The sequence below is a fragment of the Paraburkholderia sp. BR14320 genome, assembly GCF_040948665.1.
In the GTDB taxonomy this organism is placed as follows: Bacteria; Pseudomonadota; Gammaproteobacteria; order Burkholderiales; family Burkholderiaceae; genus Paraburkholderia; species Paraburkholderia youngii.
This window is the reverse complement of the sequence record NZ_JBFPKG010000004.1, coordinates 228,692-241,980: the sequence shown is the minus strand read 5'-3', so window position 1 is coordinate 241,980 and position 13,289 is coordinate 228,692. Positions and strand designations below refer to the sequence as shown.

16 protein-coding genes are annotated in these 13,289 nt (G+C 63.5%); 2 read left to right on the top strand and 14 right to left on the bottom strand.

All coding sequences use genetic code 11. The features are described from left to right. Positions 1 to 7 precede the first annotated feature (7 nt). The 13 genes from AB3X89_RS06675 to AB3X89_RS06615 form a co-directional block, all read right to left on the bottom strand. On the bottom strand, positions 8 to 469 hold the full coding sequence (locus AB3X89_RS06675) for a hypothetical protein (RefSeq protein WP_368582441.1): 462 nt from the start codon (positions 467 to 469) through the stop codon (positions 8 to 10). Between the two features lie 17 nt (positions 470 to 486). After that, positions 487 to 690, bottom strand: a complete 204-nt coding sequence (locus AB3X89_RS06670; protein ID WP_368582440.1) for a hypothetical protein — start codon at positions 688 to 690, stop codon at positions 487 to 489. Between the two features lie 2 nt (positions 691 to 692). Further along, positions 693 to 1,730: a major capsid protein gene (locus AB3X89_RS06665; RefSeq protein WP_368582439.1), complete on the bottom strand. Its 1,038-nt coding sequence runs from the start codon at positions 1,728 to 1,730 to the stop codon at positions 693 to 695. Positions 1,731 to 1,798: 68 nt separating this feature from the next. Beyond that, positions 1,799 to 2,179 (bottom strand): head decoration protein, encoded by a 381-nt coding sequence (locus AB3X89_RS06660; protein ID WP_368582438.1) that lies wholly within the window; start codon positions 2,177 to 2,179, stop codon positions 1,799 to 1,801. 24 nt (positions 2,180 to 2,203) lie between these two features. Continuing rightward, on the bottom strand, positions 2,204 to 2,809 hold the full coding sequence (locus AB3X89_RS06655; protein WP_368582437.1) for a hypothetical protein: 606 nt from the start codon (positions 2,807 to 2,809) through the stop codon (positions 2,204 to 2,206). A gap of 75 nt (positions 2,810 to 2,884) precedes the next feature. Continuing rightward, positions 2,885 to 3,751 carry a S49 family peptidase gene (locus AB3X89_RS06650; protein ID WP_368582436.1) on the bottom strand — a complete coding sequence of 289 codons (867 nt, stop codon included), beginning with the start codon at positions 3,749 to 3,751 and terminating at the stop codon, positions 2,885 to 2,887. After that, entirely contained in the window at positions 3,744 to 5,453 is a 1,710-nt protein-coding gene (locus AB3X89_RS06645) for a phage portal protein (protein WP_368582435.1), read from the bottom strand. The genes AB3X89_RS06650 and AB3X89_RS06645 overlap by 8 nt, the downstream gene beginning before the upstream one ends. After that, positions 5,453 to 5,725: a gpW family head-tail joining protein gene (gpW, locus tag AB3X89_RS06640; protein ID WP_368582434.1), complete on the bottom strand. Its 273-nt coding sequence runs from the start codon at positions 5,723 to 5,725 to the stop codon at positions 5,453 to 5,455. Before gpW ends, AB3X89_RS06645 begins: the two co-directional genes overlap by 1 nt. 19 nt (positions 5,726 to 5,744) lie before the next feature. Then, positions 5,745 to 7,748, bottom strand: a complete 2,004-nt coding sequence (locus AB3X89_RS06635) for a phage terminase large subunit family protein (protein WP_368582433.1) — start codon at positions 7,746 to 7,748, stop codon at positions 5,745 to 5,747. 52 nt (positions 7,749 to 7,800) lie between these two features. After that, positions 7,801 to 8,331: a hypothetical protein gene (locus tag AB3X89_RS06630; RefSeq protein ID WP_368582432.1), complete on the bottom strand. Its 531-nt coding sequence runs from the start codon at positions 8,329 to 8,331 to the stop codon at positions 7,801 to 7,803. Positions 8,332 to 8,341: 10 nt separating this feature from the next. Then, on the bottom strand, positions 8,342 to 8,527 hold the full coding sequence (locus AB3X89_RS06625) for a hypothetical protein (protein WP_368582431.1): 186 nt from the start codon (positions 8,525 to 8,527) through the stop codon (positions 8,342 to 8,344). 20 nt (positions 8,528 to 8,547) lie between these two features. Continuing rightward, positions 8,548 to 9,222 (bottom strand): hypothetical protein, encoded by a 675-nt coding sequence (locus AB3X89_RS06620; protein ID WP_368582430.1) that lies wholly within the window; start codon positions 9,220 to 9,222, stop codon positions 8,548 to 8,550. After that, entirely contained in the window at positions 9,222 to 9,524 is a 303-nt protein-coding gene (locus AB3X89_RS06615; protein WP_368582429.1) for a hypothetical protein, read from the bottom strand. The genes AB3X89_RS06620 and AB3X89_RS06615 overlap by 1 nt, the downstream gene beginning before the upstream one ends. A gap of 656 nt (positions 9,525 to 10,180) precedes the next feature. Here AB3X89_RS06615 and AB3X89_RS06610 point away from each other — a divergent pair. Both AB3X89_RS06610 and AB3X89_RS06605 read left to right on the top strand, forming a co-directional pair. Beyond that, positions 10,181 to 10,693 (top strand): hypothetical protein, encoded by a 513-nt coding sequence (locus tag AB3X89_RS06610; protein ID WP_368582428.1) that lies wholly within the window; start codon positions 10,181 to 10,183, stop codon positions 10,691 to 10,693. Positions 10,694 to 12,057: 1,364 nt separating this feature from the next. Next, entirely contained in the window at positions 12,058 to 12,324 is a 267-nt protein-coding gene (locus AB3X89_RS06605) for an XRE family transcriptional regulator (RefSeq protein WP_368582427.1), read from the top strand. A gap of 160 nt (positions 12,325 to 12,484) precedes the next feature. On the opposite strand, the gene AB3X89_RS06600 is transcribed toward AB3X89_RS06605, so the two are convergent. Next, on the bottom strand, positions 12,485 to 13,147 hold the full coding sequence (locus tag AB3X89_RS06600) for a hypothetical protein (protein WP_368582426.1): 663 nt from the start codon (positions 13,145 to 13,147) through the stop codon (positions 12,485 to 12,487). Positions 13,148 to 13,289: the final 142 nt, after the last annotated feature.

Here is a 13,289-nt window from a genome sequence, read left to right as displayed (position 1 = left end):
GCGCCCCTTACGAGAGTTGCAGCAGCGCCGTACCGGGGGCGTTGACCGGCATCGTCAGCGTAAGCGTCCCGGCAGTGATCGTCTGCGCGCCGAACGTGTAGGACGCCACAGCGTTCTTGCCCGCTGCCGTGCTGTTGTACAGCAGCATGCAGTCGAATGCCGTGGTAAGGGTGACGTTCGAATAGACGATATTGGCCGAGGGTGTGACAAAGGCGCTCGTGCCGCTGGTCGTCGGTGGCGTGTTGAATGTCACCGGCACGCCGCCCGCCGCGTAGTTCGCCCCGGCGACTTCGCCGGTCGATCCGTACGCGGTCGTCGCCGCGCCAATCGAGCTGCCGGTAACGTAGAGCGCCGCCTTGAACGTATCGGGCGTATTGGCCGCCCGGACCACGGACGGGCCAAACGCATGCAGGCCGTTGAGCAAGTCCTGCTTGAAGCTGGTACACATCGCCTGGGCGTTAGCAGCCATGATGGACTCGCAAAGGATTAGCCGCCGAGCAGCGCAGCGAGCGCGTCGGCGGTGAGGGGTTGCTTGAGAATCACATGGGCGCTGCGGTGTACGATTTCGTCAGAACCGGGCAGGCGATACTCGATCCAGTGAGAACGCTCGTTGTCGTCCTCAAAGTCGCCCTCTGTCCTGACGAGATCGGCTTCATCCATGTCGCCGTGAATGGTCGTAACGGTCGCCATGCTTACGCCTCCGCGCGACCGCTGAGCAGCACTTCCGGGCGGGTACAGATGTGCAGCGGGTAGCTGCTGACTTCCATCTTCCACCACTCGTTGCGGTCGCGGTCCATGATTGGCACGACATAGATCGGCTTGCCCGGCGTGTTGACCCACTGGAACGATTCACCGGGAGCCAGCGCGCGGCGGAAAATGCCCGGCGCATTCAGCGGGAAGAACTTCACCTTGTCATCGGGAATCTTGATGGTGGTGTTGTCATCCGAGCCGCGATAGTTCAGCCAGCGGATACCGCCGAACTCAAAGAGGGAGAACGCACCGCCCGAGTTACCGCCGCGAATCTCCGAGGCGTCGGACCAGTTGACGAACGTACGGATTACGTCCGGGTGATTGACGAAGGCGTCGTAAAACGCATCGCCAGCGAGGCCGATGACTTTTGTCGAGGGCGTGAACGCTCCCTGCGCCTTGCGGGCCATCGCGCGCGTAATCTGGTTGCACAGCGGCCGAAGGGTATTCGCGGTGCCCGCCGAGAGATTGAACGCGTACTCGGCCGCCTGCGTGATGCCGAATTCCTGGAACCAGTTGTATTTGATCGTTCCATCGTGGTCCGTAAAGAGCCCTTGTACAGCGGCGAGCCGCTGGAACTCCCACGTGTATTCGATGTTCTTCAGCAGCCCGGTCGGCCCCGCGAGGCGGCGGGCGACTTCCGACTGCACCTGCATCAGCTCGGTTTCCGTACCGAACTGGCGGATGTTTTGCAGTTCGTTCGCGTAGATCGTATCGGCGTGCCGCAGGCGCGGAACGTCGAAGTAGCGAGCGGCGCGCTTTTCAGTCACGCGCTGCTGGCCTGCCTCGCCGCGCTCGCTGAAAGGCACGACGATGAGTTGCCCCTGCCGCTGCTCGACGACCAGCGCCGTCGTGCGGATCGGGTCATCGTCAAAAATGTTCATTTCCCCGAGGGCGAGCGGCTGATACGGATACTTGTCTACCGCAGCCGTCAGCGTGATCGTCGTGAACGGGTCCTGATTGAAGATATCGAGCGAGGCCATGCTGTCGGCTCCCAAAAAGAAAAGGCCGCCCGAAGGCGGCCTGCGTGTGACGTGGGTTTATTGATCTACTAGCGTGCGATGATTCCCTGCTTCTGAAGCAACCCGAGGGCGGTGGTCTGCAATGCGGGCGTCATCGAGGCGTCCCAGACCAGCTCTGCGGTATTCACCTCGCAGTCGCGAACGACCAGCGCGCCGCGTTGGTCGTTAAGCGTGGCGTCCACGAGCCCGAAGCAGATACCGGCTGCATTCTGCGAGCCATCCGCTGCCGCAGCCGTGCAGACCACCCAGCTACCGGTCGCCGTTACCTGGCCCATAATGGTTCCGGGAAAGACCTTGACGGCCCCCGTAATCAGCCCCCGGTCGATGTGGCGATTGCCGCGCGGCTGCGAGACAAGAAACCCCCCTGCGTGCCATTGCTCGTTGAGCGGGGCGCGAGAAACGTAAGCCATGATGTGAGTCCTCCAAAGGAAGGGTTACTTGCGGCGCACCGCGCCGACCTTTTCAAACGCGCGGTCCCAGCTCGCCGCAATCGCCGTCGCCCGGTCACCGCCGGATTTCTCGCCACCGGCACCGAGCCGCGGGTTGCGTGCTGCGCGGCCTGCGCTGGTATCGATGGCAGCGGCAGGAGCCGCCTCAAGCACGGCGATGGCTTCCTGGCGCGTCATGCGCGTGGTCAGCGCAAGCTGCGCGGCGAGCGGGACATTGCGACCGGCAGCACGGCAGCCCATGATCGCGGCGCAGCGTGCCTGTTCGCGCAGCCGCGCGCACGCGATGGCGCTTTTGCCGTGCAATTCTTCGCTGTCGTCCTCGTCCTTCTTTTCGTCGTCATCGCCGCTGTCGTCTTCCGCTTTGGCGCGCTTGGCCTTCTTGCCCTCGGGTGCCTTCTTCTCGTCTTCGTCGTCGTCATCCTCGGCAGCGGGATCTTCGGCTTTCGCGTCTTCATCGCCGGAGTCGTTCTCGTCGTCCTCGGCTCGCGCGCTGGCCTGCTTGTCGTCGTCTTCTTCCTCGTCGCGATAGTCCTTGTCGTCGGCCTTGGCCTGCTTGCCGCGACCGACCGATGAAAGATGGGCGAACGACATCGCGCTCGCCGCGAGGCGGGTAGATAAAAGTTTCATGTGCAACGTCTCCATCAAGGTTGAGCGCAGGCCCAAGGCTCAGGACAACTCATCGAGCAGGGATCGGAACGCTTCGTCCGGTGCCATGACGGCATCGGCGAAACCCACTTCGACGCCAGCGGCACCGCAGAAAAGACCAGCTTCGGTATCGCGCACCGCAGCGGGCGTCATGTTTCGGTTGCGCGCGACGGTGTTGACAAAGAGTTCGCCCATTTCGTCTACCGACGCCTGGATGCGCGTGCGCGCCTCTTTGCTGAGCGGATTGAACTCGTTGCCGTCTACCTTGCGCGCGCCGTAATGAATCAGCGTGACCGCAACGCCCTCGTTGCTGAGCGCCTTTGAAAAATCCACATGCGCGCAGACGACGCCGACCGAGCCGGTTCCGCCTGTACGGGGAACGGCAATGAAGTCGGCCGCGCTCGCAAGTGCGTACGCCGCGCTGTAGGCGACCTCCGAGAGCGACGCGACAATGGGCTTGCGGCCGCGCGCGTGATAGATCGCATCGACCAGATCGAACAGGCCCGAGACTTCTCCGCCATTGCTGTCGATATCGAGCAGGATGCCGCGCACCGAATCGTCATCGAGCGCGAGCGACAGGTTGGCCCGGATGCCGTCATAGCCCGTCAGGCCGCTAAAGGGGTGCAGGTAGCCCGACTTCTGCACCAGCGTTCCGAGGATCGGCACGATGGCGACGCCTTCGACCACGCTATAGGGCCGCTCGTCCTGCCGTTCCTCGGAATACCAGTCGAGTTCGCCCGGCGCCAAAGCCTGCCCGTTCACGCGAAACATCGTGGAAATGCCGAAGCGTTCGGCGAGCGCCGCGACGATGACTTCGACCTTATCCGGCGCAATCGCCAGCGGCGTGTTGAACATGCGCTGTGCAAGAAACGGGAGGGAATTAGCCATTGCTCTGCTCGTTGCGCGGCCGGGGCATCTGCGGCGATTCGCCGTTGCCGCCGCCAGGCCCGTCGCCTGCCGCCAGCCCGCCGCCGGACCAGTCGGGGAGCGGCAGCCCGTTTTCGTGGAACATCTTGACCTCGATAGAGCGCTGGGCGAGCACTTCTTCCCAGTCGAGCCCCTGCTCCGCGCACTCGCGTTTGAGCGTCGAAAAGCCGCCATCGAGGCCGAGGATGGCACCCTGCTTTTCCTTGACCGGATCGACCCAACCGCGCCCGACGCCGAGCCATTCGCAGCGCGAATAGGCGGTCGCCGCGTCGATGAAATCCGGCGCGCCGCGCGGCAGCACATCATCGAGTTCGCCGCTTTCCATGACCTCATGCAGCCAGCACGCGTAGTACGGCGTCGCTGTGCCGGTCTTGTATTCGGTCGCGCGGCGCGTGAGCGTTTTCCAGCTTTCCAGCAGCGCGGCGCGCGCGCTCGAATAGTTGGTCTTGGACCAGTCCTGCGTAATCTGCTCACACGACACGCCGAGGCACGACGCAATCGAGCGCAGCATTTCATGCGCGAAGTCGATAAATCCCGTGTGCGGATGCGTGCCGGAAATCGTGTTGATGCTTTCGCCCGGTGCCAGCGTCGGGATGCGTACGCCGTTGAGCATCGCGGGCCGGTCGCGCGCCCAGTCGGCGCGCATGTTCTGGTAAAAGCCCAGCTCGGCCCCGTCCGTGTCCATCGCCTGTTCGATCATCTGCGGGTCGTACGGGCTGACGACATGCAGGCCGAAGATCGAGGCGACCGCTGCGGCCTGCAATTCGACGCCGTAGTAGCGGGCCAGCATCTTCGCGTGGTTCAGTACCGGCGTGAAAACACCGACGCCCCGGTTCTGCCCCGCGCGGTCCCGCTCGAAGTCGTGAATCACCCGCCGCCAGCCGTCCTCATCCTCGCGCTCGACGCGCTCCCATATCATCGACTCCGCGGCGTTGTACCAGTCGTTCTGGTGCGCCTTGCGGATGTGATACGCAAGCGGTACGCCGTCGTCGTCGATCTCGACGCCACCGCGCAGATACTGCGAGTCAGGCATTTCGTACGGGTTGGAAAGGCGGTCGGTGTCAACCAGCAGGAACGCGGTCGCGTACCGAGCCGCACCGCGACCGATGCGCTCGGGCATCCAGTACGCGACAAACAGGTTGTCGCCGTCGATCAGCTTGTGTCGCAGCCCGAGGCGAAGCTGCTGCGAAGTGGTCAACTGCCGCGACACATCGTTGTAGTGGTTCAGGTCATCCGAATAGCTGCGCCACAGCGCTTCGACGGCGCGGCGGAATTCGTCCGCAAAGGTGGCGTCGAACTTCGCCTTGGACAGCATCGCGAGCGCGCGGTAGTCGGGGTTGGCCGATAGCCGCAGATGCGCGCCAACGGTGTTGTCGAGAATCCGCGTGATGCCACCGCTGGCCCACCCATCATTGCGCGCAAGATCGCGCGAACGGGCGACCATGCGGTCGCGGTAAAAGTTGATTTCCGAATCAGGCGAGCGAATCCACGGCAGCCAGTCGCCCATTTCCTGCGTTTGCCAGTTCGCCGCCTGATACGGGAACAGGCTCGACGACATCGGGTACGTGATGCCGGGGCCGCCCCAATCGGCGTCGGCGCGCGCGCGCTGACTGACGGGAAGCGGCAGCGGCTTGCCCGACTGGTCAACCAGCAGTGAGTTCATCAGAAGATCGCCAGGCGGGCGCGGCGCGGATGCGCGAAGTTGACCGGATCGGTCATCCCTTGCAGATAGAGAATCCACTGCTCAAGCGAGCCGCGCGAAACCTGCGTGTAGGTCACGGACTGCGCGCCATCGCCCTGCCCATACGAGGCGGTAACCACGCGCTGGCCGCTCTGAAGTGCAACGAGCGCCTGCTGCGCGGACAGCAGCGCGGCCTGCAAGTCTTCCTGCGACCAGTTGCCCAGCACAGTGCGTGCTTGGTTGAAGTACGCCATGACGTTTCTCCGGTGCCCTTCAGGCAAGACGGCTAACGATTGATTTCATGCCCCCCGCCAGCGTCGGCGGCGGTGGTGCAAGCAGCGAGGGAGGCGCGGGCGGCATCGTCCGCGCTGCGGGTGCTTCCGTCTCGCCGTCCAGCGGCGGCAGCCGCGCCAGATCGTCGGCGCGCTTATTCAGCTTCAGCCCGAAGTGCAGCAGCCCGCACAGCGCCGCGTACGCATAGACGCGGCAGTCCGTCGCCTCGTTACGCGCCTGGCGCGGGCAGACCCACTCGCGGTAGGTCTGGCCGCCCATCTTCTTTATCTCGATGTGCTCGGCGGTCAGTTGTGCGTACCAGGCCAGATCGCGCCCGGTTGGGAAGTGCATGTAATTCGCGCCGGGCTCCTGAACGTGCAAACTCGAGCGGATGCGGTCCTTGGCGGCGTTCACGCCGATGATCACGGGCCGGAATGCCTGCTGCTTGCGGCGCGTGGGGCGCTTCACCGGCCACACCGGGTTACGCGCCCCGGCGCGCGCCGATTCGCCTTTGATGGCGAAGACCTTGCGGCCGAGCCGCGCCTTGCAGAACGTGTAGACCGACTGCGTACTCAGGCCGCCCGAATCGATGCAGGCCGACATGATCGGGAAGTGCCGACCGTCCTCGCGGAACCACAGTTGTAGCAGGTACGCATCGACGCGCTCCCACAGTTCCGTCGAGTCGGGGTCGCCCTCAAAAATCTCGTACGCGAGGGACCAGCTTTCCTCGTTGCGCCCCCAGCCGACGACCTCGCATTCAATGCGGTCTGCCTGCACGTCGAGCCCTGCGGTGATGACGGCGACACCATCAGGAACGTAGTCCCAGTGCTCGGCGCGCGATGCGAGCGCTTCGAGGCTGACTTCCTTGCCCACGTGCGGCTTGTACGGCAGCCCCATCTGCGTGTTCCACCACGCCTGCAAGCGGTCGAAATCGTCCTTCGCATGCAGATACTTCTCGGCGATGTCGGCGGGCTTGTCCTTCTGCCACGGGCTGTACAGCTTCGACGCCTGGAATCCGGCGTGCCGGTTATCGACGCCCCACTTGCCGCAGTCGGGACACTTCGCGCGATAGACCGCATGGCGGTCCGATTCCCACCAGTCCCATACGGCATCCACGGCGGCGTCATGATCGCCGCCAGTGCGCCATGCGCGCTCATACAGATCGAGCGGCGCGTGTCGGTTGCCGCAGCATTCAAAGGGCCGCGTCTGATGCCAGCGCGCGGTCTGTAGCGAGCGCAGCCGGTCGCCCTCCGACCAGCCCACGCCGCACGCCTCGCAGTACAGGCGCGCGGTCTTCGTCAGGTGCCGCTCGCCTTCCTTGTCCCATTCGACGTGCGTGAAGAACGCGGGAAACATCCGGTGGCCGCAGTGCATGCACGCAAGCGATGCGCGTCGCTGGTCCGATTCCGCATAGCTCGCCTCGATGCGGCTCTCGCCCTCGATGGTGGGCGAGCACACGCGGATCGACAGCCAGTTGGTATCGAATGTCGTCGTGCGTTCTTCGGCCAGCGCAATCGGATCGCCCTCGCGGGTGACGGGGTACTTGTCGATTTCGTCGGCCAGAATCACGCGCACCGGACGGCGCGCGAGGTTATCCGGGCTGCCTGCGCCCGCAATCGCGAGAAAGCCACCGGGGAACGCCTTGTACAGCAGCGTTTCCTCTGCGTTGCGCGTTTTCGTCGTGCCGATGATTTCGCGCAGAACAGGCGTTACGCGGATAAGCGGGCTGAACCGTTCTTTCGAGAACTGCTCGGCGGCGTCGTCCTTCGGTTGCAGCAGCAGCAGCGGGCAGGGATCGAGGTGCGCGAAGTAGCCGAAGACGTTCAGCAGGAATTCCGTCTTCAGTAACTGCGTGCTCATCATCCCGGTAATCACATGCACGCCGGGTTCCGTTACCGCCAGCATCGGGCCGCGCGCGACCTCTACCTTGGCCGTGCTCCACTTGCCGGAAGTGCTCCCCGCCTCGGCTGCGAGCTTCCGGTAGCGGTCGGCCCACTCGGGCACGCTGATGCGCGGCGGCGGCGTCCATCCGCGGCTGTCCGCTGCGCGAAGCCGCTCAACCTTGGGACCGGTTAAAGTCAGCTTCCGGCTCCCCGAGTTCGGCGATGTGCTGGTGGACATAGGCGGTGAGCGCATTGGTGACGAGATCGATTTCGACGTTCAGGTCAGCCGCGAGCAACGGCCCAATACGCGTCGGCCAGTTCAGCCATGAGTCGCGCTGGCTTCGGGCGCGCTCGAATAGCACGGCTTCAGCCACCGTGAGTTCGATCACGGCGCCGGACTTTTCCTCGTATTCGAGGCGACGCAACATCGCCAGATAGTTTTCCTTGACGCGCAACGCCTCCGAGTAAGCGAGGCCGCCCTTGCGATCCGTCGCCGTGGCCGCGCTGCCCTCGCCCGTCGCCGTCGCGTTACGCATGCGCCAAGGCGTGCCGACGAGCGCCGGGTCGAGCGAGCGGTCGGGGTAAGCCTTCAGTCGTCCGTTCTTGATCGCCTGATGCACGAGCGTGTCGGACACGCCTTCACGGCGCGCAAAATCCTTGATCGCAATACCCTGCCGGTTCGCGGTCTTAATTTGGGTTGCCATGTGCGGCGCGCTATACGTGCGGCCCGTGCGCGAGTACCGGCACGAGCATGTAGGCGAACACGAGGATGACGATAATCAGGAATGCGACGCGAGCGATAAGACCGAAAGGGGCAGGCAGCGGCAACAGGGTGATGACGTAGAAAACCAGGCCCAGCACAATCGCGGCGACCAGTATGGTGACGAGCAGATTAATCATGACGCACTCCATCGATGCACCTACGGTTTCGCGGTCGCGATGGCCTGTGCCATTGCGCGCCTGAATTCGCGGGTGAAGTTCCGGTTGACGATCTGTTTGGCGAGCGCACGGTAGTTCAACTGCTGCGTTGCCGGGTGCGCGTCGGCAAACTGGATCAGCAGTTGCGGCGGCCGCTGCTTGCGGGTCTTGCGTCCGAGCAGTGCGGCGTTCTTCTTCGACAGCCTGCGGGTTGATGCCTTCAGGTACGGAAAGCGTTTCCAGATGCCACGCACGCCGAAGACCTCTCCAACGAAGGTGTTGCGCCTCGCCTTCAGGCTTTGCGTCGTGCCGCGTGGCAAGTTGCCGTACTGGTTGACCCTCTGAGCGGCAGGCTTCAGGAGCGTGGTGCCGCCGTCAGGGTATGGGTTCAACCGGTTCACGCCGCCCGCCTCGTATGGTTCCAGATACCAGGCAGCGCGATCCTTCACGAACACCGTCGCGCTCAACGACTTTTTGGACGAGCGCTGGATGCTGAGCGAGTTGAGCGTGAAAGGCGTTGGATTGTCGAGCTTCGCTTTCATGTTCTCGCGCTCGCCAGCCTGCACCAGCTTGGCGGTGGCATTGATCGCGATGGACGCGGCGAAGGGAATCTGTTTTTGCGTCTGCGCGTTGAACCTGAACCGCAGCAGGTTCGTACTGACGCGCACCGAAAGCATCAGGTCACCAGCCAGGCGACCGCATCGTTCGTGTCGCCGGGATCGTCGTCCAGCAGTTGTACGTCAGCGAACTGCACCGGCGGGCCGCCGATGGGAAACGCCTGAACGATCACGTAGCGCTCATCCACCGCGTAGGTGCCGACGATCATCGCGGCGACCGGGTGAGTCCGTCGCCCGAGCGCGCGGTGCCGCACGAGCGCAGGGCGGCCGAGCAGCGAGAGCGGACGCGGGTCGGGAATGAAGTCGCGGAGAACATTCTTACCGTTCGACGCGCTGGCAACAGCAAGAGGTTTCTTCTGCATGGTCGTTGGGCGGTGAGTCTGTTCTCGAATCGGGCAAAGGCAAACAGCTTTTGTCTTTCGTGGCTGGGCAGAAAACGCGCGCGCGCAATGCCCCGCGCGGTTTTGGGCTGTAGTAAGTACCTTCTACATAGCCAATGTAGGGGGTGCATAAATCAGACCGACCGAATGAAGCGCCTACTACATGGCCTGTATGCAGCGCCTACTTCAGACGGGGCGCGCCGCTGGGCCGCGCGCCGCAGGCCGCCCCAGGCGCGCGCCACTGGGCCGCGCCCTTATGAGGGCCGCAGCAGGGCCGCAGCAGGGCCGCAGGGCCGCTCCCGATCGATGCGCAGGCCGCGCGCCATAGGCGGGCCGCTGGGCCGCCCTGCGATCCCCAGCGCCGCCCCTATACAGGAGCCCGCGCGCCCCTCCTGATCGATCCCGCAGCGCCGCCCTATACAGGAGCCCGCGCGCCCTTCCTGATCGATGCGCAGCGCCGCGCCTATACAGGGCCGCCCGCAGGCCGCGCGGCAGTCGGGGTTCACCACGTCAGGGTTTTGAATTGAAAAAAAATCTTGCAACCCGCGCGGTCCATCTTTAACGTTCGGACATCCCCAGCGGGAACCCCCCAGCGGGTAAAACGAAGTTCTCTCTCTTACTTTTCAAAAGGAAACATCATGTCCGCAATCAAGAACGCAGCAGCAGCAAAGAAGACCGCCCCGGCAGCCGCAAAGAAGACCGCTCCGGTAGCAGCAAAGAAGACCGCAGCGAAGCCCGCTCCGGTAGCAGCAAATAAGACCGCAGCAGCGAAGCCCGCTCCGGCCGCAGCAAAGAAGACCGCCCCGGTAGCAGCCAAGCAAGCGGCCGACACCGCGCGCGCCGCGCACCAGGCCGCCATCAACGCGGCAGCAGCAGCGAAGCCCGCAGCGAAGCAGGCCGCCACGCCCGCAGCGCCGCCCGCAGCGCCGAAAGAACCGCGCGCCTCGTATGATCGCGCCGCAGCCGATGACGCCGTGCTGGTGGACATCATGCGCGGCCTGCGCGAAGCCTGCGAACAGGGGCGCGTCCAAAAGCTGGTGAACGCAATCCGCGCCAAAGGCTATTCGGTATCGATGGCGCGCGCGGAACGCCTCATCCCTGCGGCCCTGGCCAATGGCAACGGCAAGTCCGCCAATGGCAAGCGTGCGTAAGCCCCCACGCGCCGCGCGATCCCGCGCGGCGCGCGTCCTCCCCTATGCGCCGCCCTGCGGCGCTTTTTTTTCGCCGGTCATCATGAAAACCCCAATCAACGCCAGTCGCGCCGACCTGCGGCGCTATTTCCGCGCGCGCCGCATCATGCGTGCGGACACGCAAAGCCCGCGTGCCAGTATGCGTAACGCCGCGCGCGCGGCCCTCGACGAGCTAGAGGCGCGTATACGCTGCGAACTTGCGAGCGGCGCGCGCCATCGCAGATAAGCGCCGCCATGCGCCGCCCGTCCCCCTTGCCTGTAAGCCCGCCATCGCGCGGGCTTTTTTTTGCCGCTCGCAGGCCGCGCCTCGATCCCCAGCGCCGCCACGGCCGCTGGGCCGCAGGCCGCGCGCCTCGATCCCAGCGCCGCCCCGGCCGCTGGGCCGCAGGCCGCGCCTCGATCCCCAGCGCCGCCACGGCCGCTGGGCCGCAGGCCGCGCGCCTCGATCCCAGCGCCGCCCCGGCCGCTGGGCCGCGGGCCGCGCGCCTCGGTTAAAGCCCTCACAGCAGGCCGCCATCTAGAGTCGCCCATCCCTACTTACTTTTCCTGCCAACCGCTGACAGCCCCCTTAAATCCCGTTTAAAGGGTAGTCGCCAATTGCGACCCAGCGGGCGGGCGATTACATTACGGCCTGCGGGCTTGGTACAAACCCCCACGCAGTAACCCGCACATGCGGGGCACCCGCCGCGTGCAGTAAGTGCCTGTTACACGCCCGGTGGAGTATGTGCCTGTTACAAACCGCGCGAATGAAGCACGCACTTCATCGGTTAAGTACGTGCCTACATTTGCGTAGTGCGTGCCTACATGGAACGGAGTAACAGGACGCTTAAAACGATGTAAGCAGACGTTTAATCGCCCCCGGCACGCACGAAATTCCCAGCCCCGGTCACGATCACCGCCGCGCGCCGGAAAACAACCGGGCCGACACCGGCCACCGCCGCCCCGCTATTCCCTGATCCACTCCCACCTGTATCCCTTGCGAAGCAGCACATCGAGCGTCGCCTGCGGCGTCATCCCGCGCATCCATCGCAGGATTGGCGCGGCGCTGACGCAATGCCATGCGTGGCCGCGCCGCGCCCAGACCGCCCCCGCAACGAAATGCGGTGCGGCGACGCGCAGCAGGCGTCGGGGCTCCCGGCTCGACACTTCTTCCGTGGGATCGCTGCCGCGTCTGTGCGAACGCGTTACCCCATTCCGGTCTGACCGAGGTAGGGGGTACGTTTTTCAGACGCGTTTTTTTCCATCAAGGTAGGGGGGTAGGTTTTCCAGACGCACCCGTTTCCATCAAGCCCCGGCGCCCTTTTGGGTATCCCCAATGGGATATAATGGCGCATCCCAAGACCAGCCAGAAAACCCAGCCGATGAAAGCCGAATCACCCACTCCCGAAGAAGTCCGCGAGGCCCGCAGACGGACCAATCTGACGATTGCGGAAGCCGCCGCACTCATTCACGCGGCCAACGGTAGCTGGGTGAAATGGGAGCGCGGCGAGCGGCCGATGCACCCGGCGTTCTGGGAACTGTTCCTGCTGAAGACGCAGCTCATTCCGCTGCCGGAGCCTGAGCCGAAGACGCGAAAACTAATCAGCTTCTAGCTGTGAATGGACTTGACCGGACAGACGATGTCGGATCGTCTGGTCAGTTCGGCCAGAAGCACCCGTTCGCTTCGACTAAATCGTTGACAAAAAGAACTTTCTAGCTGCGGACGTCAGTGATTTGCGGGCGAGCAAATTTGCTGACGAACACGCGCTAACGTTAGGGCTGACTGGGCGCGGATGCGGAGCCCTGCCCACTCGTCGTCTGCGTCGTGATAACAACTGAGCTTTGCGAGCCGGGATCAGATTGGCCGTCAAGAGCGGCGGAATGTGATGACAGCGTTATCGTCGAGTTGCTCATAATGTTCGTAAGAGAGGTGACCGCGGCTGTCAGTCGGGTTACCGCATTAATTAAATCAGCAATCTGAGTAGCCCCCTCGATTTCGGCAGCTTTTGTTTCATTGGCTAATTCCTTCTTTTCTGCCAAAATCTTCATCAACGATGCGATGTTTAGAGAATCGTCTACTTCCATAGCTTGTATACGCAAGGCTGGCAGGTGCTCTGATCTGATTAAGAGGTCTATCGTAATATACGGAATTTCAAGCTGCGATGACTTTGTGTGCTCGACCTTGACCTCGAGTATCTGAGAGGCATCAAACCATTCAAGGCAATTATTTTTGCTCACAGCGAATCTCTCATTCTTCATGTCGACAGCGAGGCCGCCCCACCCCCTGACGTACACGTTGCTTCGCGGGAAATCCTTCCCAATTAGACGAAAGAACCGCTTGCGGCGGCTCACGCGCCTTACAAGGTAGAGTCCGAGCCACAGGACAAGTAATGCAACAATTAATGCAACTATCGCGAAAAAAAACGGATCGTTCATTGCCGCCCCTGCCATTTATCGGAAGCCTTCGCGCTTACTTCATTTTCATGTTGCATAACTTGTTGTCCGCTGGAGAACTATCTCCTGCGAAGCGTGGGTGGGAAAAAGCCTAGTCTATCCAGGGAAAGAGTAACAGTGTCAG